Raw genomic sequence first — 22,032 nt, 5'->3', positions numbered from 1 at the left:
TACTAATGGCTTGGAGTCCCAGTGCGGCAAATGGTTCCTACTGACGACAAAACAGGGGTGTCTAGATGACGTTTGGTAACAATTATTCCTATTTTGCCAATTGACTTCATCACCAGAGACTCTAGCATGATAACGGTCTAAAACCACAGATGATGCGATAATGAAAAAATTATTCTCTGTTGCCGCCTTGATGTTTGTCTTTGTTGTGACAGCGCCCTACGCAGAAGCGAAACGCTTCGGCGGTGGTAAGTCTTTTGGTAAGAGCTTTAAAACCGCGCCTGCGCCAAAAAATAACACCACTAATACTAATACCCTTAAACAGAACACCTCGAAAACCAGTAAAAAAGGACTCGCGGGGGGGCTACTCGGCGGTTTGCTTGCCGGTGGTTTACTGGCCGCTTTCTTCGGCGGTGCCTTTGAAGGTATCCAATTTATGGACATCTTGATTTTGGGTGTCATTGCTTACTTTGCGATGAAGTTTCTCCGCGGGCTGACCCAAGCCAAAGCGGGCGCACAAGCGCAAGGGCCAGCGTACGCGGGGCAAAATAAAGGCTATTACCATGAGCAGCCTCATGCGTTTAGACAAGAGGCTCCGACAGCTGCCGGTGCGTCATCGAGTGGGTTTGGTGCCACAAACAATGACGTGCCATTTAACTTCCCGCCTCAGTTCGATATGCAAAGTTTCTTGAGCGGTGCCCGTGAGCACTACCGGATTTTGCAAGGTGCGTGGAACCATAATGAGTTGGATAAAATCCAAGAATATGTGACGCCTGAGCTTTATAACGATCTGGCTGCCGAGCGGGCACGATTGGGGAGTGAACAACATACTGAAGTTATGTATGTGGATGCCGAGATTGTGCGCGCCGATTATGACAGCCGCATGGCACAATTGAGCTTAAAATTCACCGGCCGTTATTGTGATCGCGTGGAGGGGGTCGAAGAAGATATTACCGATATCTGGCACCTAGAGCGTGACTTACGCCAGCCCAATGCACCTTGGCTAATCGTGGGCATTCAAAGCTAACAAGCTCGCGGTGATAATACGCTGATAGATATAGCGCTGGCTGAGACAAGCCAGCGTTTTTTTATGTCGCCGCTTCCAGATAAATCAGGTTGTCGAGCGCTTGCTGGTATGAGTTGCCACATACCTCGGGATCCGCATCGAATGCGGCACACACCTCGGGACGGGCCTCAGAGCCAAACAGCTTGCAGAGGTTGCGATCATCTAGCTGCACACAACGAGTGTGAGCGGGCTTACCGTTTGGCATACCAGGGATCGGTGATGAAATGCTAGGAGCGATACAGCACGCGCCACAGCCAAGGCGGCACGAAAATGGCGATGCAGTGGGCATAATCATGGCCTCCGTCAAGGTGCAAAGTCGGGCACTCTATCACTCACTTTTGCACTATCCAAGCCATACAAAGGCTTGCTTGCACTTTAGGCCGATGATGGTTATAACAAGCGCGCAATGTCGTTGCCGTGAACAGACGGCAATAAAAAAGAGATGAAGCATCATGAGCACGCCTTTTTGGCAACAAAAAACCTTGGCACAAATGAGTGATGAGGAGTGGGAATCACTCTGTGACGGCTGTGGCCGCTGCTGCCTACACAAATTAATTGATGAAGAGACCGATGAGCTTTACTACACCAATGTGGCGTGTAGTTTGCTCGATGATCAAACCTGCTCGTGCAAAGATTACCCCAACCGCTTTTCGTATGAAGAGTCATGCCTGAAGCTTACCCGCGATAAAATTGATGAGTTTTATTGGTTGCCGGAAACCTGCGCCTATCGCTTGCTGGCCGAAAATAAACCCTTGCCCGAGTGGCATCCTTTGATCACAGGATCAAAAGCGGCGATGCACAAAGCGGGGATCTCGGTCAAAGACAGCGTGGTGTACGAAATTGATGTGATTGATTGGGAAGATCATATCCAATTAACTCAACAACCGCGATAACTCCAGCGCCTTGTCACCCTGTGGTGCAGGCTCACTTATTGTTTAATTTCTGTTGTTGGGCATAATGATCGCCAACTCGACAGGAGGTGGAATGCAAAGGTACACGCATCGTTCAAAAGCTGGCTGGGCCCTCGCGATTGCGTTATGGGTTCTAGCAGTGTGTGCCTTACAAAACCAACTGAGCTGGCAATCAGGGGCGCAAGCGGTTTGCCAAGCAGTCAGTATTGGTGACGCCGAGGACGCAAAAAGCGCACTGGGTAAAAAATGTTCGCTTTCCGAGCAATTGATGCATCCGTCTGCGTTGGCATTAGACTGGCTACCGTCACCACTTTGGTGGCTGATTGTGCTACTGGCGGTGATGGCGACCGTTAGTGTATCGATCACCTTACCCACTCACGATCCACCGACCTATCGACGACGGCATCTTTGCTTTTGTGTGTTCCGAGAATAAAGCGCCTGCTTCTTAAATCGCGTATTTATTCTTAACAAGGAACAGACTTATGAATCGACTCAATGACTATTGGCACACTGTTAAACAAGGGCGCGCTTGGCAAGCTTGGGCCTTGCTACCGCTGCTGTTATTGTGCTTATTGTTACTCACTCCGACTGCTCGCGCCAATGCCCCAGATACCGGCTGGCTCAATAATCCTGACCACCCGCCGGTCACGGCGCGTATAGCGTTAACGGGGCAAGGGAGTTCAGACACTCTGCGCCTCGATGGGTTACTTTCTATCCGTTTGCAAGGCGATTGGAAAACCTATTGGCGCTCGCCAGGCGAGGGCGGGGTCGCTCCAGAGCTGATTATCAATGACAGCCAAAACCTGGACGATATTACCTGGCATTGGCCAGCACCGAAGCGCCACGAGCTACTTGGCCTGACCATGTTGGGCTACAAGGGGCAAGTGACCTTCCCACTGACCTTTGAGGTTGAAACCTGGCAACAGCCTGTGTCGCTCGATGCCACCTTGCGCTTGTCTTCATGCACCAGTGTGTGTGTGATCACTGATTATCCCATCTCTCTCGATTTTACTCCGAGTACGCTTGAGGCGGATGGTGAGCGGATGTATCAGTTCAACCAAGCGATGAGCCAAGTGCCTAAGCCTCTACCCAGTGTGCAGATTGAATCCGCGGTGTGGGATACCAATCAACAACAGCTCGCGGTCACCGTGACCGGCAACCAAACTTGGCAGCAACCCGATATGCTGGTGGATGGGGAGGCGGTGATCGATGATACCTTTGGCGTGCCGAGTATCCACCATGATGGCGACACCCTGACCGCCACGTTTGACGTGACCAATTGGATTGAAACGCCCAACCTGACTGATAAACCGATTAAAGTGACGGTCATGGATAAGCAACTGCTGGCTGAGCACGCCACCACCGTGAAGGCGGGCAATGTGGTTTCGCAAGCGGGATTATCAATATGGATGATTGGCGGTATTGCACTTTTGGGTGGCTTGATCCTCAACGTGATGCCCTGTGTGCTCCCCGTACTTGGGCTTAAGCTCAACAGTATCGTTGCCAATCCAGCAGCGACACGTGGCGCTATTCGCGGCCAGTTTTTGGCCTCAGCGGCGGGGATCCTGGTGTCCTTTTGGGCGATTGCGGGGCTGTTGATGGCATTAAAGCTTACCGGGCAAGCCGTGGGGTGGGGGATCCAGTTTCAAAGCCCGCTGTTTATTGGGGTGATGACGCTGGTGATTTGGCTGTTTGCCTTGAGTTTATTTGATGTGCTGCGCATTGATTTACCGCCCAGTTGGCAAACCTGGATGGCGACACGCGGCGGCCACACGACCAGCGGCCACTTTGTTCAAGGCGTGTTTGCGACCTTACTGGCCACACCATGTTCGGCCCCTTTCCTTGGGACGGCGGTCGCCTATGCGCTGGGAGGGTCGTTGACGGCGTTGTGGCTTATCTTTACCGCACTCGCCGTTGGCATGGCGCTGCCGTGGCTGCTGGTTGCCGCTTTTCCTGGTCTGACCCGCGCATTGCCCAAACCTGGCCCCTGGATGAATCATGTCAAACGGGTATTCGCATTATTGCTGGCTGGCACCACGGTGTGGCTCTTCTGGTTGTGGATGCCTTATCTTGGCGTTGCTGGCGCTATCGCAGTGGGAACGCTGCTACTGGTTGCCAGTGTGTGGCTAACATATCGCACCCTTGGAAAACTGGCAGCGATTAAAGGGACGGCTGGGCTGCTCGTGGTGGTTGTGCTTGGGTTGATTGGTGCGTCATTGACAGCGCCGCGGTGGGCAACGCCATTGAACTCGGACCCAGACTGGGTGAGTCTGGATGAAGCCGCGATCGATCAAGCGGTGGATCAGGGCAAAGTGGTGTTTGTTGATGTGACGGCGGATTGGTGCATTACCTGTCATGCCAACAAAGTGGGTGTGATTCTGCAATCCCCCGTGTATGACACCATCACCGCGCCGAATGTGGTGGCGATGCAAGGTGATTGGACCCGTCCGAGCGACACCGTGACCCAATACTTGCAAGAGCACCAGCGTTATGGCGTGCCGTTTAACATTGTCTACGGCCCTGGTGCGCCTGAAGGGATCGCTTTACCCGTCATTTTGACCGATAACGCGGTGATGACGGCGATTGAACAGGCGAAAACACCATGATGGCCAAGCAAAAAAAGCTGTCATGGCGTCAACGGATCAAACGCGGTGCGCGTGACATTTGCTGGCTCATCGTGTTTGTGCTGATATCGAGTACCGCGATGGATTGGTGGCGAAGCCGCGATATCGACACCAGTCAGGTGCCCGTCGAGTCGATGCGTTTGCTCGATGGTCGCCAACAGGACTTGGTTGCCATGTCGCAGCAAAAGCCAGTGCTTGTCTATGTATGGGCAAGCTGGTGCGGTGTTTGCCGTTTTGTGACCCCCTCGGTAGATTGGTTAAGTGGTCATGCGCAGGTAGTCTCGATCGCGTTACGCTCAGGCTCAGATAAACACATTGCTGGATACCTTGCTCATCATGGTTATGATTTTCCCGTGGTGAACGATCAGCATGGAAACCTCTCTAAAGCGTTTTCAGTGAAAGTGACGCCTACCGTGATGGTGGTCGAGCAAGGAAAAATCACGTCAATCACAACAGGCTTCACGACACCGCTTGGCCTATGGTTAAGGCTAGCGTTATGAATTTACATTTATCAAAAGGAAACCCGATGTCCTTATCTCGCTATATCGCCCCGCTTTGGGCTCTACTGCTTCTGGCTCTTCCTGTCAGCGCGAATGCGTTGTCCGATACCGAGCAAGCGCAATTGGATGACATAGTCAGCTTGTTGGAAGAGAACCCCAAACTGATCGCCAACCTTAACCAGAGTTTGCAAAAGTTTGTTGAACAACAAAAGACGTTAAAGGAAAACCTTGCCGCACGCCGTGACTGGTTTGAATCGGACACCCACAGCTGGATTGGCGCAGAGAACCCTGAAGTCACCGTGGTGAACTTTATGGACTACAACTGCCCATACTGCAAAAAGCTGGAAGAAGAGTTACAGAAACTGGTGGCCGCACATGATGATGTCAAGGTGATTAATATTGCCGTACCACTCAAACAGCAGAGTATCGAATCGCTCGGCACCAATTCTGCGGTGTATGCGATGAATGTGTGGCTGGAAAAACCGGAGGCCTTTGCGCAGGTTCATGAATTATTGATGAAAAAGCGCGGCATGCATGATGCCCGCTCGTTAGAGAAAATCGCCAAGAAAACCGGTACCGAAGCATTGCTGGAAGGTAAAGAAATGACCGGAAAAGCGGTCGCAGAAAACTATCGCGCCTTTGTTGAACTGGGGCTAAGAGGTACCCCAGCGATGATCATTGGCGAGCAGGTCGCACCTGGCTATTTGCCGTACCCGCAGCTAGAAGCCATGGTTGACGCGGCGAGATCAGACGGCTAATCCTGCCGGCGTCGCTAACGATTTGAAAGCCAGTCACTTTTTGACTGGCTTTTTTCTTAGCTGCGATTTGGTGTAAAAGCTGGCAAAATAGCGCGCCTTAATCGCGAAGGTATGGCATGAGTCAAATACATCAATCACCACCAGATATCGTCTTGGGCCCGATGGAAGGGGTACTCGACCCCTTGATGCGCAAGTTGCTCACCGAGATTAATCACTACAGTCTCTGTGTCACCGAGTTTGTGCGCGTGGTCGACCAACGCTTGCCGGAAAAAGTCTTTTATCGCTTTTGTCCGGAGTTAGCGCAAGGGGGCTTCACCACCGCGGGAACCCCGGTTCGCGTACAGCTATTGGGCCAAAATCCACATGCAATGGCGGGTAACGCGGTGCGTGCGATCGAACTGGGCTCGCAAGGGATTGATATTAATTTTGGCTGCCCATCGAAAACCGTCAATGGCAACCGTGGTGGGGCAGCGCTACTTAAAACCCCAGAGCATATGTTTGATGTGGTCAAAGCAGTGAGAGAGGCGGTTGATCCGGCTCATACGGTGAGCGCCAAAATGCGTCTTGGCTTTAATGATCTTGATGATTACTTGCTCATTGCCGAAGCGGTGGCCGACGCAGGGGCGGATGAGCTGGTGGTACATGGGCGCACCAAGCGCGATGGCTACAAAGCGGGCACTATTCGTTGGGATTTAATTGCTGACATTAATCAACACCTGCCCATCCCCGTCACGGCCAATGGGGATATTTGGCACCGTGAGGATGCGCTGCGCTGCCAAGCCCTCACCGGCTGCAACACCTTAATGGTGTGTCGTGGAGCGTTAAATATGCCTAATCTCGGTCAGCATATCCGTGATAACGTCGCGCCCATGCCTTGGCCTGCCGTGCTCGCATTGCTGATTCGCTATACCGAGCAAGAACGCCAAGGTGATAAGGCGCAGTATTTCCCTAACCGCATTAAGCAATGGTTTAAGTATTTGCGCCAATATTACCCCCAGGCAGATGCCTGCTTTAAGGTGATTCGCGTTCTCAAGCGCGCGGATGAGATAGTCCGTGCACTCGATAACGCACGTCAACAAACAGAATTCATGACACAGGAAAGTTTATGTCAACACTAGTGACACTCTCTGAACACTGGGAGGGGATGCCCGCCAGTTTTATTGAAGGTGCCCTCCTGGCCGCGAATATATGTCCGGCTCCTTTAGATCCTGATACCTGGCTGTCGGTGCTAGTGACTGCAGGGGTTGAAGAAGATGGGGAGGTAGTTAGCCTCAATCAAGACGATAAGCAGGTGGTGCTGGCACACCTTGAGCAGCAATATCACGCCCTGATGCGCAATGATTATGTATTGCCGGATAGCTTAATGTTGTCGATGCGCGGTGAGCACGCCCAAGCGTTCGCCGAGGGGTTTTTAGCGGTGTGGCCCTATGTTGAGCCGCACTGGCACGAGGTGACGCTCAATGATGGCAGTCGCCGGATGCTATCCGCCTTAGTCACCAGCATGCTGCTGCTACACGATGAAGCAGGCACATTAGCGCAGATGAAAGAGGTCGGCATTGATGTTGAGCCGGGCCAATATATGGAACAACTGGACTTAATGATCCAGGAGGTGGCGAAAGCGGCGGATGAAGCGCAACAAGGCACGCATGGTGCGCACCAGGTCAATCCATTTAAGTCGATAGGCCGCAACGATCCTTGCCCATGTGGCAGTGGTGCCAAGTTCAAAAAATGCTGTGGGCGTTAATCAGATGAAGCCGTCAAAACAACCCTCTCCGATACGTGTTGTCGCCGGCGTGGCGACCCAAGATCACCAAGTGTTGGTGGCACAACGCCAACCGGATACCCAGTTTATTAGCTGGTGGGAATTTCCGGGTGGCAAAGTCGAGCAAGGCGAGACTGACCAGCAGGCTCTCAAGCGGGAGTGGCGTGAAGAGTTTGGGGTGGATATCCATGTTGGGGCGCCGATTGTAGAAACCGAGTTCGATTACGGCGACAAGGTGATCTTATTGTGCAGTTTTTGGTGTGACATTCTTGATGGACCGCCCATGCTACATCAACATCAGGCCATCTATTGGAGTGAGCCTCGTCGCCTCGATGCTGGGGTTTTTAGTGGCGCAGATCGTCCCTTAATCAAGGTGCTGTGTGAGCGGTTCAACCACGTAGCAAGGAGCGAAAGCGCCGATAAAGCCGACGCTATCTTGCACAATCCGTCACCCGCCGTTATGAAAAAATGCGGCGAGGGGGGCGGCCAATAAACTGGGCAATTACCACTAACACCCAGACAAACAACATCGCGGAAAAGATACCGACCAGCCATTGAGGCATCGACCAGCCTAGCCATTGCCACACCACCTTGCTGCAATCACCGTAGGCTTCAAAGACGGAGGGCAGCCATTGGTTGAGTGGCGCCCAAGCAGGGAAGTTCACCGCCACATCGCAGGTGGCACCAAACAATTGGTTTGGATCAGGAAATTGATAACTCACGTGCTCTAACGAGAGCTTTAGCGCCCACCCGGCTGTGGCGCCATAGCCAAGCAAGCTAAGTGTGCGCCAAAAAGGGTCGTTAGGCGCGATTAAACCCAACAAGGCAGCCACGCCAATCCCTAATAGGGCAACGCGTTCATAAATACACATCACACAAGGTGCCAGCCCTTGATAGTGTTGAAAGTAAAGCGCGGTGGCTTCCAGCCCCACAACACATAGAAGCAACAACAGCCAGGACGCTCGGCTGCGAGAAAACTGGTTTAAGGCGCGCCACATAACTCACTCCTGATAAAAAACAAGGCCCTATATTGAGAGCCTTGCTATTCAATCGTTTGTTGAGACTAAGGTCAATGATAGAAGTGCGTTAGTGAGCGCTCGGTATGGCTTGCTGAGTCATATGGATGGTTTCGGAAATCCAACCTTGGTGTAGCATCCACTCTGTAGCGGGCACCAAGAAAAACTCAATGCCAATTACCCCCAGTAACCCCATGACAATGGTATAAGGCAACGCCATATATACCATGCGCCCGTAGGAAAGGCGCAGCAGCGGCGCGAGTGTGGAGGTGAGCAAGAATAAGAAAGCCGCTTGGCCATTGGGCGTGGCGACCGAGGGTAAGTTGGTGCCTGTGTTAATCGCAACCGCCAACATATCGAACTGCTCGCGGCCAATCACGCCATTGAGCAGGGCGGTTTTCACCTCGTTGATATACACGGTGCCGACAAACACGTTGTCTGACACCATGGAAAGCAGGCCATTGGCGATATAAAACATGGTCAGTTGCAGGTGACCTTCCAGCGACAACACCATGTCGATGACAGGTGCAAACAGGTGTTGGTCGATGATCACTGCCACCACAGAGAAAAAGACCGCCAATAGCGCAGTAAACGGTAGCGCTTCCTCAAAGGCTTTGCCGATATGGTGTTCATCCACAACGCCCGTAAACGCGGTGGCAAGGATAATGATACTTAGGCCAATTAAACCGACCGCGGCCAAATGTAAAGCCAATGCGGTGATTAGCCACACCGCAATCAGCGCTTGCACCACCAACTTGGCGATGTCTTGAGGCGTGCGTTTTGCTCGCTGTGCGTTATCGTACTCCACCAATATTTTTAATACATTTTGCGGCAGGTGTGCGCCATAACCGAACCAAGCAAACTTCTCGACCAGCGCACAGGTTAGCAAGCCAGCAAAGAAAACCGGCAGCGTGACCGGTGCCATACGTAAAATAAACTCACCAAAATGCCAACCAGCTTGGTCGGCAATGATCAGGTTTTGCGGCTCGCCGACCATGGTCATCACCCCGCCCAATGCGGTACCCACGCCAGCATGCATCAATAGGCTACGTAAAAACGCTCGATAATTTTCCAAATCGTTGCGGCTAAGCTCGTCGCTTAAGCTTTCATCTGAGGTATGATCATGGTTAGCGCCGAAGTCTTTCCCGGACGCCACGCGGTGGTAAATGGCGTAAAAACCGACGGCGACACTGATCACCACGGCAATCACGGTTAAGGCATCCAAAAAGGCAGAGAGCGCCGCCGCCGCGCCACAAAAAGCCAATGACAAGGCAATTTTGGATCGGATGCTCAACAGGATTTTAGTGAAAATAAACAGCAGAAGCTGCTTCATAAAGTAAATTCCCGCCACCATAAAGACCAGCAGCAGTAGGACTTCAACGTTAGCAACCAGCTCATGTTTGACCTGCGCAGGACTGGTCATGCCAATGGCGACCGCTTCAATCGCCAATAAGCCACCGGGTTGTAGCGGATAGCATTTCAAGGCCATCGCGAGGGTGAAAATAAACTCGACCACCAATAGCCAGCCGGCGATGAAAGGGTCGATTGCGAAAATGACAGGGTTGAGAATTAAAAAGCCGACAATGGCTAATTTATACCAATCAGGCGCTTTGCCGAGAAAGTTCTTAAGAAACGCAGTGCTGAGTGTCATGGTCTTCGCCATAGTGAAAGTCTCATTGTTATCTATGCCTACCTAGCGCACGGATGGGCGAGTAACGTGCCCGTACAAAATCGCCATACAGGCGAAATGGATGCGTGGCACAGTAAGAGGGTGACAGGTACAAGTAAGTGACGGAGGGTTACCGGTGCGCGTCGGTTAAGACAACAAATCTTGGGTAGCCTTGTCACGTATAATTGTGCGCTAGTTTGCCTCAGACATATTTTGTTACATCTTGTGTGGTTTAGTTTTGCGATTCATGCCCAGTTTTTCATTGATCTGGTACAAAAAGATAGCAGATGTCACGCGATATCCAGTGATCTCACTCAGCGGTTTCTGCTAGTGACGTCTAGTGGTATGATGAGTTATTAATCAGAGCAAGAAGCAAATTGGAATCTAGATTCAATGGTTATAAAGGCGGATAGCCCAGCAACGTTTGCTGAAAAATATATAATTGAAAGTATTTGGAATAATCACTTTCCAAAAGGATCAATTTTACCTGCAGAGCGCGAATTGTCTGAGTTGATTGGGGTCACTCGTACCACGCTACGTGAAGTGCTACAGCGTTTGGCACGGGATGGCTGGTTAACCATTCAACATGGTAAGCCGACACGTGTGAACGATTATATGCGTACGTCGGGGCTGAGTATTCTTGATACCCTGGTTACTCTAGAGGGGCAAGATGTTCATGGTGTCCTTGAGGACTTACTCGCAGCCCGTACCGATATCAGCGGCGTGTACATGCGTTATGCGGCGAAAAACCGCCCCGACGACTGCTTGAACCTTATCGACCATGTGATCAAGCGCTGTGAGCAAGTGCTCGAATGCGAGAGCTTTGAGCAGTTCTTGGAGCTTATTGACGAACAAAATGAAGTTTTAAAAGACGTTAAGAAGATTCAAGATAAATACGGCAAGCAAGATCCTGTTTTGTGTGAACGGATTTGTATGGGTCGCGCGTTTAATCATTTTGATTACCGGTTGTTCCAAGGTATGGCGCACTTTTCCGGAAACAAGGTGTACGTGTTAACCATTAATGGCATGCGACAGATATACTCTCGAGTAGGTGGTTATTACTTTATGGATCGCCGTGCCTGTGAGAACGCATTGAGTTTCTACAGTGATTTACGGGAGATGGTGGCCAATAACCAGCACCCCATGATTGGCGATAGGGTCAAGCAATACGGACGTGAGTGCGGTGGCTTGTGGTTTAGTAACCGTGAAACGATCGCGGCACACATGGCAGAAGAAGAAGCCTAACGCGTTCTGATACTTAAAACGTGAAAAGCCGCTTTGAACAGGGTTCATCGCGGCTTTTGGTTAGGGGAGCTATGTGTTTTAGTGGCTGCCCATTAACATATCAGGGTCAAACTGCGGCCGCTTGGGGCAGCTACTCAGTATCTTTCCTCGCCCTTCACTGGTTTCCTCTTCGAGGATCACTTCAAATCCCCACAATCGATGCACGTGCTTCAACACCTCTTCATAAGATTTAGCGAGCGGGATCCGGTTATGAGGGACATAGCGAAGTGTGAGTGAACGGTTGCCACGCAAATCGACATCGAACACTTGAATATTCGGTTCACGATTACTGAGGTTGTATTGCGCGGAGAGATCTTCGCGTAACTGGCGGTACCCTTGTTCATTGTGAATGCTAGTCACTTCAATATAACTTTGCCGATCGTCGTCATTGACGGCGAAAAACTTCATATCCCGCATCACTTTGGGCGATAGAAACTGGCTGATGAAACTTTCATCTTTAAAGTTTGCCATCGCAAAGTGTACGGTTTCGAGCCAGTCTTTTCCGGCGATATCAGGGAACCAGTACTCATCCTCCTCCGTGGGATTTTCGCAAATGCGACGAATATCTTGGAACATGGCAAACCCGAGTGCGTAAGGGTTAATGCCGGAATAGAACTGGCTGTTGTATGGTGGTTGTGCCACCACATTGGTGTGGCTATGTAAAAACTCCATAATGAAGCTATCCGTCACCAAGCCCTCGTCATACAGATGATTGAGGATGGTGTAGTGCCAGAACGTCGCCCAGCCTTCATTCATCACCTGGGTTTGCTTTTGCGGGTAAAAATACTGGCTGACCTTACGCACTATCCGCACGATTTCTCGCTGCCATGGTTCAAGCAGCGGAGAGTGTTTTTCAAAAAAATACAACAGGTTCTCTTGTGGCTCGGTCGGGAAGCGGCGCTTTTCTTCTTCTTGCTCTTTTTTACCGCCCGGAATGGTACGCCACAGCTCATTGACTTGTGTCTGCAAGTAATCTTCTCGTGCCTTTTGACGCGCTTTTTCTTCGGCGAGAGAGATTTTTTGCGGCCGTTTGTAGCGATCGACCCCATAGTTCATCAATGCATGGCAGGAGTCGATAAGGTTTTCTACTTCCGCGAGGCCGTACTTTTCTTCACATTCACTGATGTAATGTTTAGCAAACAGCAGGTAATCAATAATGGAGCCTGCATCTGTCCAGGTTTGAAACAGGTAATTGCCTTTAAAAAAGGAATTGTGGCCATAACAGGCGTGTGCCATCACCAGCGCTTGCATGGTGATGGTGTTTTCTTCCATCAAATAAGAAATACACGGATTGGAGTTAATCACTATCTCATAAGCGAGCCCCATGTAGCCGTGTTTATAGTTGCGTTCGGTCTCGATAAACTTTTTACCAAACGACCAATGATTGTAATTGATGGGCATCCCGACGCTTGAGTAAGCATCCATCATTTGCTCGGCGGCAATGATTTCGATTTGGTTTGGATAAGTATCCAGTTTGTAGTGTTCAGCGACTCGTTTGATTTCCTTGTGATACTGCTCGAGCAGGTCAAAGGTCCAATCGGGTCCATCATGAAGTGGAGTGTTACGTTTACCTTTGGTGACAGCCATACCATGTCTCCCTGATAAAATGCGTCTATGCCGGTATGGCGTCAGGCTTCGACCTGACGCTTGAACAGTTCGCGGAACACGGGGAAAATTTCCTCCGCTGAGCGAATATTCTGCATTGCAAAGTTGTCATGGCTTTGCGCCAACGCCTCATATTCTCGCCACAGTGTTTGATGCGCGCGGCGGGTAATCTCGATATAGGCGTAATAACGGCTGACCGGCAACAGGGTATTTTGCAATAGTTCTCGGCAGCCGGGTGAGTCATCGGCCCAGTTATCGCCATCCGAGGCTTGGGCCGCATAGACGTTCCATTCCGCCGGGTCGTACCTATCTTTGATGATTTCATCCATCAGCCGCAGGGCACTGGATACAATGGTGCCGCCTGTTTCTTGTGAGTAGAAGAACTCATGTTCATCCACTTCCTTCGCTTGCGTGTGGTGGCGAATAAAGACCACCTCCACGTTTTTGTAGGTGCGCGTCAGGAAAAGATACAGCAGGATATAAAACCGCTTGGCGATATCCTTGGTCGCTTGATCCATCGAGCCGGACACATCCATTAAGCAAAACATCACGGCTTGGCTACTGGGCTGTGGCCGCTTTTCGTAATTTTTATACCGTAAGTCAAAGGTATCGATGAACGGCACCGCGGCGATTTTGCGTTTCAATACCGAGATTTCTTCTTCGAGTCGTTTCACCTCAAGCGGTTGTGCTGGCTCGGCCTCGCGCACGCGCTCCAGCGCCTCTTCAAGCTCTGCCAGCTCTCGGCGTTTGCCGGCTGACATTGCTGTGCGTCGTGCCAGTGAGTTTTGCAGTGAACGTACAATAGCAATGTTCGAGGGCACCCCATTCGAGGTATATCCCGCGCGATGCGTTTTGTACTCCACCATTTTATTCATTTGGTTTTTCTTCAGGTTCGGAAGCTCAAGATCCTCGAACAAGAGATCCAAATACTCATCTTTTGATATTTGAAAGACGAATTCATCTTGGCCTTCGCCATCAGGGCTGGCTTGTCCTTCTCCGGCTCCGCCGCCTTCGCCACCGGGGGGACGAGCAATACGATCCCCTGGGCTAAATTGGTCGTTACCTGGGTGGACAGCATCACGCTGTCCCCCTTTGCCTTGGTGGAACGTCGGTTCACGAATGTCACGAGAAGGAATAGAAATATCCTCTCCACTCTCGACATCCGTGATCGAGCGGTTGTTGACGGCGTCAGCAATGGACTCTTTAATTTGCCGCTTGTGTCGGCGTAAAAAGCGTTGTCGATTGACAGTGCTTTTATTTTTGCCATTGAGACGACGATCAATAAAATGCGCCATATCTCTCTCCCGTCATCTGCGTCAGCCCGCGGGCTACGATGATTTACGCACGCGCAAATACCACTCTGCGAGCAAGCGAACTTGCTTGCGGGTATAGCCTTTTTCCATCATACGAGCGACAAAGTCGTCGTGTTTCTTCTGCTCTTCGCTCGAGGTTTTGGTATTGAAGGAAATCACTGGAAGCAAATCTTCGGTGTTAGAGAACATCTTCTTCTCAATGACGGTTTTCAGTTTCTCATAGCTGGTCCATGCCGGATTTTTACCCTCATTATTGGCGCGTGCACGGAGGACAAAGTTGACGATTTCGTTGCGGAAATCTTTTGGATTACTGATCCCGGCGGGCTTCTCGATTTTTTCCAGCTCTGCATTGAGTGCTGAGCGGTCAAACAACTGGCCAGTATCTGGATCGCGGAATTCTTGATCTTGAATCCAGAAGTCAGCATAGGTGACATAGCGGTCAAAAATATTTTGCCCGTATTCTGAGTAGGACTCGAGATACGCGGTTTGAATTTCTTTGCCGATAAACTCGATATATTTAGGGATCAAGTAGCCTTTTAAGTGCTCAAGGTAGCGCTCTGCCATCTCTTGCGGGAACTGCTCTCGCTCAATCTGTTGCTCTAACACGTAGAACAGATGCACCGGGTTTGCGGCGACTTCGGCGTGGTCAAAGTTAAAGACTCGCGACAAGATCTTGAACGCGAAACGGGTCGATAGCCCATCCATGCCTTCATCAACACCGGCAAAATCACGGTACTCTTGGTAGGACTTGGCTTTAGGATCCGTATCTTTCAAGGTTTCACCATCATACACGCGCATTTTTGAATAAATGCTCGAGTTTTCAGGATCTTTCAGCCGTGAAAGCACAGAGAAGCGCGCCAGAATATCTAAGGTGCTGGGGGAGCAAGGCGCATGGCGTAGCTCACTAGAAGACAGCAGCTTGTTGTAGATTCGAATTTCGTCTGACACCCGCAAGCAATAGGGCACCTTGACGATATAGACACGGTCAAGGAAAGCCTCGTTGTTTTTGTTGTTGCGGAACGATTGCCACTCAGATTCGTTTGAGTGCGCGAGAATGATGCCATCAAACGGCAGTGCTGACAGGCCCTCGGTGCCGTTGTAGTTACCTTCTTGGGTCGCGGTCAACAGTGGGTGGAGCACCTTAATCGGGGCCTTAAACATCTCCACAAACTCCATCATCCCTTGGTTAGCGCGACACAGCGCACCGGAGTAGGAGTAGGCATCGGGGTCATCTTGTGAATAGTGTTCGAGCTGACGGATGTCAACTTTACCCACCAAGGACGAGATATCTTGGTTGTTCTCATCCCCAGGCTCGGTTTTTGCTACCCCGACTTGGTTAAGAATCGATGGCCGCAGTTTCACCACTTTAAACTGGCTAATATCGCCACCAAACTCTTTCAACCGTTTCGCCGCCCAAGGTGACATAATATGGCGAATATAACGGTGGGGAATATCATACTCTTTCTCGAGTAAATGGCCGTCTTCTTCGGCATCAAACAGACAAAATGGGTGATCGTTCACAGGACTACGTTCGCCGTTCGCGGTCAGCACGTAGATAGGCATTTGCTGCATCAAGCTCTTTAGCTTCTCGGCCAAGGATGATTTACCCCCGCCGACAGGCCCGAGTAAATAGAGAATTTGTTTTCGCTCTTCCAAACCTTGGGCGGCGTGCTTGAGGTAAGAGACGATTTGCTCAATCGAGTCTTCCATGCCATAAAAGTCTTCGAAGGTTTTATAGCGGGAAATTACTCGGTTGGAGAAAATACGGCTGAGTCGCGGATCAAGCGAGGTATCAATTTTTTCTGGCTCGCCAATCGCCATCAGCAAACGCTCTGCCGCATTGGCATACGCGCCGCGATCCTCTCGGCAAAGATCCAAGAATGCTTGAAGGCTCATTTCCTCGTCTTTCGCTTCTTCGTAACGCTGACGATAGTGATCGAAAATAGTCATGGTCCTGCCCCCTAAATCGTCTAATAACTCAAAAAGAAAAGGTGCAAAATTGGCTGAATGATCCCTTTCCTTTCAATAAGGTTAGACCTGATTTGCCGATTTTGCGTGAAAGAATTGTTTGTTTTTTCGATAATTTTTGTTGCCGGATCCGTACGCTTTTCTTGTCAAGATATTGACAGCTGGCGTTCAAACGAGTGAGGTATGATAACGGTGATATTTTTATCCGTTAGGGCGACTAGGTGGACGTTTGCCAGCCGTCAAACAAGAAGGGAATAGATGATGAACATAGCGAGAGAAACGGCTTGGGTCGCTTGCGCCCTTATGCTAACCGCCAGCAGTGCTTACGCTGAGACGCGTGTCTCTGCTGGCGTGATAGGCGCATTTTCACCTCAGGTCTATAAAGACACGGATACCGATCCGCTGGTCGTGCCGACGGTCAATGTTGAGACTGACCATTTTTATTTTCGTGGCCTGACGGCGGGCGCGCGACTGGCACCGAAAGGATCGACCCATAACCTTGTTTTATCTGCCACTTATGATCCACGTCGCTTTGATCCCGCAGACACTGATGACCCACAACTCAGTCAACTTGATAAACGTGATACATCCATCGTTGCTGCACTGGCTTACCAGTACCATTCTCCGATAGGGCGTTTTCAGGTGCTAGCTGGGGAAGGCGTGACCCATGATAGGGACGGGGTGTATGGCGAGGCTAGCTGGAAATACGCGTTCAACCATCCTCGCTGGGGCGTGTCACCGGAAGTGGGTTACTCCTATAACAGCCATGAGCTAAACCAGCACCTGTACGGGATCAGCGATAGCGAAGCGGCGCGTTCCGGTTTATCGGCGTATGAGCCAGGGTCTGCGGGTCATTACTTTGTTGGTGCCAGTGGCTATTTCATGCTGACTGAGCGTATCCAACTGCTTGGTGGCGTGCGCTATACCAACCTCGATGATGAAATAGCGAACAGCCCAATGGTGGATCAATCGACTGCCGCCTCGGGCTACTTAGGGGTTAACTACATTTTTATGTAGCCTTGTTAGCCATTAAAACAGGCCGCTTGGGTGTAAGGCGGCCTGTTACGCCCGTCTAGCTTGAGTGGCGCTCATCCATTAACTGGGTTGCTAATGTGTAGCTTTGACCTGGATGGACAACTTGTGTGGGTTGTTCAATCGCCGCTTCGACACAGACAAACTTGAGGTACCCGTTATCGTCCATATCTGCCATCTGAATGGACGCCGCCTGACCCGGGTTCCAGATAACAGCGCTGCTTGCACCTTGATTGTTGACTTTGAGACGACGGTTTCCCATCGGGTCGGTGACAGTGAGGGTGTTGTCAGCCCCCGTATAAATCCTATCAACCGGCTCTTCGAAGGTCACTTTGCCCGTCGCTGGCACGGCCTTGCCTGCCGCAAAGTTATCAAGATACTGACAACCCAGCCCTTCCACGTTCGCTTGCTCGCTATCTTCTACCGCAAGATAGCTGTGCAAGGCGCCACCCATGGCCCAAGCGTGTTGATCTGTATTGGTCACCGTTAATGCAATGTCGGCGTGATGAGTTAGCGTAAAGGTCACCGTTGCATGAAAACAATGTGGCCATAGTGCTCGCGAGGCGTCTGAGTCGGATAACTGCAGTTGAATAGTGACGCCTTTAGGGGTTTCTTCAATGTTCGCTAACTGCCACATTTGACGGCGAGCAAAGCCATGAGAAGGTTGCCCGGTGTGACCAAACCATGGCCAGCAAATGGGGACGCCGCCTCGTAATGGGGTGTTGGCATCGTAGATAGCGTTATCACTCATCCAAGTCAGTGACTTTTCACCCGCAGGGGCAAAGGTGATGAGGTGTCCGCCGAATAGGCTAATAGTGGCTGAACACGCAGGGTGAGTAACACGAAGAATCGGAACGGACTGGCGATAGCAGAGATCGACAGATGCAGAAAGTTGACGTTCAACATGCAGGGTGGGAGAAGTCATAGCCTGATCCTCTTGGGTAAGTGTTCCTTAATCAGTTATCGAAGACACGTTCACAGACAGCGTGGTCGCGAGTCATGGGCCTGATAAACAAAAGGCGGCCAATGGCCGCCTTTAACTTGAATAGGGTTACATGCGCATTATTTAGCGATGTGTGCAACCAGATCCAATACTTTGTTTGAGTAGCCGATTTCGTTGTCGTACCAAGAAACTACTTTCACGAAGTTGTCAGTCAGTGCGATACCTGCTTTAGCATCGAATACAGACGTTTGTACTTCGCCGATGAAGTCTTGAGAAACCACGGCATCTTCGGTGTAACCTAGAACACCTTTCAGCTCACCTTCAGACGCTTCTTTCATCGCCGCACAGATTTGGTCGTAAGACGCTGCTTTGTCAAGGTTTACAGTCAGGTCAACAACAGACACGTTGGCGGTTGGTACGCGGAACGCCATACCAGTCAGTTTGCCGTCTAGTACTGGCAATACTTTACCAACCGCTTTTGCAGCACCGGTTGAAGATGGGATGATGTTTTGAGACGCACCACGGCCACCGCGCCAGTCTTTCGCAGACGGACCATCAACGGTTTTTTGCGTTGCAGTGGTGGCGTGAACGGTGGTCATCAGGCCAGATACGATACCGAACTTGTCGTTCAGTACTTTCGCGATTGGCGCTAGGCAGTTAGTCGTGCAAGACGCGTTAGAAACGATGTCTTGACCCGCGTAATCGCTGTGGTTAACACCCATAACGAACATTGGCGTCGCATCTTTAGATGGGCCGGTTAGAACCACTTTCTTCGCACCCGCTTGGATGTGTTGACGCGCGGTTTCGTCAGTGAGGAAGATACCGGTTGCTTCAGCAACAACGTCAACACCCACTTCATCCCACTTAAGGTCTGCTGGGTTGCGCTCTGCAGTGACGCGTACGGTTTTACCGTTAACGATAAGGTTACCACCTTCTACTTCAACTGTGCCGTTGAAGCGACCGTGGGTTGAATCGTACTTCAGCATGTAAGCCATGTACTCAACGTCGATAAGATCGTTGATTGCTACCACGTCGATGTCGTTACGCTCGACAGATGCACGGAATACGAAACGGCCGATACGGCCAAAACCGTTAATACCTACTTTGATAGTCATTATGTTGCTCCACAACTTAATTTCTAGTGAGATGAAACTGGTAGTAAAATTACAGAATAGGACCCCGCCATGCAAGGGTAATCGCAGCCAAAATTGTTTAAAGTCAAAAAAAAGTACGGATTTTTTTTACATCGCCTAAACATTTGACCCCTTGCCGCCATGTCTGTATGCGCTTTAACCGCGTGCGATTAATGCGACGGCTGCAGACACGGAGCGACCGCTGGTAATTGTTAGCGTAGAAGCAGAACCGCGATCGTGAAAGTTAAAGTGGTATGACAAGCGAGACGGTGGAACGGAAGGAAATCGGTTTCCCGCACCGCGCACCAGTGAGGGTGATGCGCAGGCGTTATACTAAAAGAGGCTGTGCTATGAGGCATGGTCCCCTTTATCAAGTGGCTGCAACAGGGTCGCCTCAAACTCACCATCTTCAATCGCGGCGGCAATCTCAAACGCAAGGGTTTGTAGGTTTTTTTGTTGTGCGTCGGTCAATGGGTAAAGTCGCGATAGGCGATCACCGCGCGCAATCGGCAGGTTGTAACTTTCCCCCACTTTTGCCCATAAATAAGCATGTTCAAAGCGTTTTAGCGCATGATTGGTGGTCGCCAGTGACTTAATGGCTTCTGGGATCACCGCTTTACGAACGGTCTCATTGTCACCATCATACAGTTCTAACGCATGGCGCAGGATCTCTACTGTTTTCGCTTTATTGCGCGACACATAATAGGTGGCAAGCCCCAGCTGTAATTGTGGCGTTTCGAGATGTCGTGTTCCCTCTAGCTTTAAAAACTGCGGTAACGCGCTGTTGTCGCCTTGAGACCAGCGATAGTAAATCACGGGTGGCTGGTAAGAGTCTTTCAGTTCGCCCTCTAGCCGTTCAATCGCGTCGTAAGCATGATACACCGCTTCGGTGCGCTTGGTTTTGCGCTGTTTTAAGGTGGTGGGCTCTATTTCGGCAACCAGCTCCATGCAGCGAAGGTAGACTTTGGTTTGTTTTAGCTCGGTAAGCTTATTCAAATCACTGGGGTTTTGATAGACAGATAAGCGATCAAAAATCAGATCAGAGCGCTCAAATCGGCATTGTCCATCACCGGTGTTTAATCCTGCGCATAGCTCTGGGTGGGTTTCACAGACTTGATTAGTGGTGGGCTCGCCTTCACAGCCAGTAAGAAGCAGTACACTCGCAATTAACCCCAAGGGGCAAAAACAACGTATGAGTAATCGTAAATCCATGGTTTATCGTATCCTGAGTCAATTGCGATGAGTATACGTGATATTTTAGTGTAGTTGATGGTCGAAAGCGTGATAAAGCGCACTGAACCAAGCATGCCGTCCACCCACCCAGTTCAGGCATAATAGCCTAATGAGGATCGCCAAGAGGTAATCATGGATATTGAACAAGTCTTAAAAGCAATGACGCCTGAAGTGTATGATCGGTTGTGTTATGCCGTGGAGACGGGCAAATGGCCGGACGGCACCAGCTTGAACCAAGCGCAACGCGACCAAGCCTTGCAAGCCGTGATGTTGTATCAATCACGTCACAACAGCCAGCCCCAGCACATGACCGTCGCGAAAGGGGGCAATGTGACCTGGAAATCGAAAGCGGAACTAAAACGTGAGTTTGCCCGTCCAGATGAAACCCGGATTGAGGTGGCGACTCAGGACAGCAATACTAAACATTAGCGCGCACAGCTCAGCGATCACGGCGATGGCCGCGTCTATCATTGAATCGGCCATTAGCATGCTGGTACCTAGGTTGTCGCTAGGCTAATTGGGCTGGCGAAAAACGGAGTTAGTTGATGATTTTCCTCCTGCGCATAGGCATCGAACAAGGGGAGTTGGTCGAGAGCTGAGAGGTAATCACTCAGCGCCGCGAATCGGTCGTCCAACACCAACCCTGCCATTTTTGCGCAACGAAACAGACTCCACACGCTGATACCTGCCATCGTCACCGTCTGGGTGGGCATTGCTTTTACTTGCTCCCCTAAATATTGGCAGCAGGCGGGTAATGTTTGCAGAGCTTGGTTCACGGCCTGATGATCGACCGTTTTGTCTAAAATATGCCCGCGTACCACCCGTTGGTAAAACAAGGTATCTGTGATTAAGGGATCGAGCTGATAGCGACAAAACCACTCAATCCAGCGGATCTGGGCGCGATGGGTGGGGTTGCCTGGATAGAGCAGCGGATCAGGGTAGGCATCATCAAGGTAGGCCGTAATCACTGTGTCTTGGTAAATGGTATGTGATGCCTCGGCGAGTGCGACCACAGTTTGCATCGGAGGGTGGTGGATGACGCGCTCGTGTGCCTCGAAAGGGGAAGTGGGGGCGAGTTGATAGTCTAAATGCTTTAACCTCAGCGCCAGCGCGATTTTTCGCGTATGGGGCGACAGCGAGTCACCATGTAATACCCTCATTATGCGCTCCTTTTAATGACGACCAACAGTATGGTTACCCCTCTGTATACGTTAGCAA

Annotated in this window: 22 protein-coding genes; 12 read left to right on the top strand and 10 right to left on the bottom strand. The window is 50.7% G+C overall.

Features of this window, described 5'->3' with window-relative positions:
* Positions 1-160: 160 nt before the first annotated feature.
* Positions 161-1,024 (top strand): Tim44 domain-containing protein, encoded by an 864-nt coding sequence (locus BGL48_RS07295; RefSeq protein WP_069362039.1) that lies wholly within the window; start codon positions 161-163, stop codon positions 1,022-1,024.
* A 61-nt stretch (positions 1,025-1,085) separates the two neighbouring features.
* On the opposite strand, the gene BGL48_RS07290 is transcribed toward BGL48_RS07295, so the two are convergent.
* Positions 1,086-1,352 carry a YkgJ family cysteine cluster protein gene (locus BGL48_RS07290; protein ID WP_069362074.1) on the bottom strand — a complete coding sequence of 89 codons (267 nt, stop codon included), beginning with the start codon at positions 1,350-1,352 and terminating at the stop codon, positions 1,086-1,088.
* A 163-nt stretch (positions 1,353-1,515) separates the two neighbouring features.
* Here BGL48_RS07290 and BGL48_RS07285 point away from each other — a divergent pair, with 163 nt between their 5' ends.
* The 8 genes from BGL48_RS07285 (at position 1,516) to BGL48_RS07250 (ending at position 8,111) form a co-directional block, all read left to right on the top strand.
* Positions 1,516-1,956 (top strand): YcgN family cysteine cluster protein, encoded by a 441-nt coding sequence (locus tag BGL48_RS07285; protein WP_069362038.1) that lies wholly within the window; start codon positions 1,516-1,518, stop codon positions 1,954-1,956.
* Between the two features lie 91 nt (positions 1,957-2,047).
* Positions 2,048-2,407 carry a hypothetical protein gene (locus BGL48_RS07280; RefSeq protein WP_069362037.1) on the top strand — a complete coding sequence of 120 codons (360 nt, stop codon included), beginning with the start codon at positions 2,048-2,050 and terminating at the stop codon, positions 2,405-2,407.
* Positions 2,408-2,456: 49 nt separating this feature from the next.
* Positions 2,457-4,580: a protein-disulfide reductase DsbD family protein gene (locus BGL48_RS07275; RefSeq protein WP_083238476.1), complete on the top strand. Its 2,124-nt coding sequence runs from the start codon at positions 2,457-2,459 to the stop codon at positions 4,578-4,580.
* Positions 4,577-5,098 (top strand): protein disulfide oxidoreductase, encoded by a 522-nt coding sequence (locus BGL48_RS07270; RefSeq protein ID WP_083238475.1) that lies wholly within the window; start codon positions 4,577-4,579, stop codon positions 5,096-5,098. Before BGL48_RS07275 ends, BGL48_RS07270 begins: the two co-directional genes overlap by 4 nt.
* Positions 5,099-5,124: 26 nt before the next feature.
* Positions 5,125-5,856, top strand: a complete 732-nt coding sequence (locus tag BGL48_RS07265; protein ID WP_069362036.1) for a DsbA family protein — start codon at positions 5,125-5,127, stop codon at positions 5,854-5,856.
* Between the two features lie 116 nt (positions 5,857-5,972).
* Positions 5,973-6,974: a tRNA dihydrouridine(16) synthase DusC gene (dusC, locus tag BGL48_RS07260; protein WP_069362035.1), complete on the top strand. Its 1,002-nt coding sequence runs from the start codon at positions 5,973-5,975 to the stop codon at positions 6,972-6,974.
* The gene (locus tag BGL48_RS07255) at positions 6,962-7,600 is read left to right on the top strand and encodes a YecA family protein (RefSeq protein WP_069362034.1); all 639 of its coding nucleotides are present in this window, start codon (positions 6,962-6,964) and stop codon (positions 7,598-7,600) included. Before dusC ends, BGL48_RS07255 begins: the two co-directional genes overlap by 13 nt.
* A gap of 4 nt (positions 7,601-7,604) precedes the next feature.
* Positions 7,605-8,111 (top strand): (deoxy)nucleoside triphosphate pyrophosphohydrolase, encoded by a 507-nt coding sequence (locus BGL48_RS07250; RefSeq protein WP_069362033.1) that lies wholly within the window; start codon positions 7,605-7,607, stop codon positions 8,109-8,111.
* Here the strand turns inward: BGL48_RS07250 and dsbB are convergent.
* Positions 8,077-8,616, bottom strand: a complete 540-nt coding sequence (gene dsbB, locus BGL48_RS07245) for a disulfide bond formation protein DsbB (protein ID WP_069362032.1) — start codon at positions 8,614-8,616, stop codon at positions 8,077-8,079. The two genes, BGL48_RS07250 and dsbB, sit on opposite strands and share 35 nt — an antisense overlap.
* Positions 8,617-8,704: 88 nt before the next feature.
* Positions 8,705-10,297 (bottom strand): Na(+)/H(+) antiporter NhaB, encoded by a 1,593-nt coding sequence (nhaB, locus tag BGL48_RS07240; protein ID WP_255377347.1) that lies wholly within the window; start codon positions 10,295-10,297, stop codon positions 8,705-8,707.
* Positions 10,298-10,696: 399 nt separating this feature from the next.
* Between nhaB and fadR the strand changes: the two genes are divergently transcribed.
* Positions 10,697-11,548 (top strand): fatty acid metabolism transcriptional regulator FadR, encoded by an 852-nt coding sequence (fadR, locus tag BGL48_RS07235; protein WP_069362031.1) that lies wholly within the window; start codon positions 10,697-10,699, stop codon positions 11,546-11,548.
* 78 nt (positions 11,549-11,626) lie between these two features.
* Here fadR and BGL48_RS07230 read toward each other — a convergent pair whose 3' ends face one another.
* The 3 genes from BGL48_RS07230 to BGL48_RS07220 are packed head-to-tail and all read right to left on the bottom strand — an operon-like array spanning position 11,627 to position 16,455.
* Complete coding sequence (locus BGL48_RS07230) at positions 11,627-13,174, bottom strand: SpoVR family protein (protein ID WP_069362030.1); 1,548 nt, start codon at positions 13,172-13,174, stop codon at positions 11,627-11,629.
* 41 nt (positions 13,175-13,215) lie between these two features.
* Positions 13,216-14,487, bottom strand: a complete 1,272-nt coding sequence (locus BGL48_RS07225) for a YeaH/YhbH family protein (RefSeq protein ID WP_069362029.1) — start codon at positions 14,485-14,487, stop codon at positions 13,216-13,218.
* A 33-nt stretch (positions 14,488-14,520) separates the two neighbouring features.
* On the bottom strand, positions 14,521-16,455 hold the full coding sequence (locus tag BGL48_RS07220; protein ID WP_069362028.1) for a PrkA family serine protein kinase: 1,935 nt from the start codon (positions 16,453-16,455) through the stop codon (positions 14,521-14,523).
* A gap of 276 nt (positions 16,456-16,731) precedes the next feature.
* On the opposite strand from BGL48_RS07220, the gene BGL48_RS07215 reads away from it, so the two are divergent.
* Positions 16,732-17,490, top strand: a complete 759-nt coding sequence (locus tag BGL48_RS07215; protein WP_069362027.1) for a MipA/OmpV family protein — start codon at positions 16,732-16,734, stop codon at positions 17,488-17,490.
* Positions 17,491-17,545: 55 nt separating this feature from the next.
* On the opposite strand, the gene BGL48_RS07210 is transcribed toward BGL48_RS07215, so the two are convergent.
* From BGL48_RS07210 to BGL48_RS07200, 3 genes are all read right to left on the bottom strand, one after another.
* Entirely contained in the window at positions 17,546-18,430 is an 885-nt protein-coding gene (locus BGL48_RS07210; protein ID WP_069362026.1) for a D-hexose-6-phosphate mutarotase, read from the bottom strand.
* 137 nt (positions 18,431-18,567) lie between these two features.
* A complete protein-coding gene (gap, locus tag BGL48_RS07205) occupies positions 18,568-19,563 on the bottom strand; it encodes a type I glyceraldehyde-3-phosphate dehydrogenase (RefSeq protein WP_069362025.1) in 996 nt (331 codons plus the stop codon).
* A 366-nt stretch (positions 19,564-19,929) separates the two neighbouring features.
* A complete protein-coding gene (locus BGL48_RS07200) occupies positions 19,930-20,793 on the bottom strand; it encodes a DUF2989 domain-containing protein (protein ID WP_069362024.1) in 864 nt (287 codons plus the stop codon).
* Between the two features lie 153 nt (positions 20,794-20,946).
* On the opposite strand from BGL48_RS07200, the gene BGL48_RS07195 reads away from it, so the two are divergent.
* Positions 20,947-21,243: a YeaC family protein gene (locus tag BGL48_RS07195; protein ID WP_069362023.1), complete on the top strand. Its 297-nt coding sequence runs from the start codon at positions 20,947-20,949 to the stop codon at positions 21,241-21,243.
* A gap of 68 nt (positions 21,244-21,311) precedes the next feature.
* On the opposite strand, the gene BGL48_RS07190 is transcribed toward BGL48_RS07195, so the two are convergent.
* Positions 21,312-21,974: a glutathione S-transferase family protein gene (locus BGL48_RS07190; RefSeq protein WP_069362022.1), complete on the bottom strand. Its 663-nt coding sequence runs from the start codon at positions 21,972-21,974 to the stop codon at positions 21,312-21,314.
* Positions 21,975-22,032: the final 58 nt, after the last annotated feature.

The sequence above is a fragment of the Salinivibrio sp. SS3 genome, from assembly GCF_001722105.1.
GTDB lineage: Bacteria > Pseudomonadota > Gammaproteobacteria > Enterobacterales > Vibrionaceae > Salinivibrio > Salinivibrio kushneri.
This window is presented reverse-complemented; position numbering and strand designations above follow the sequence as displayed.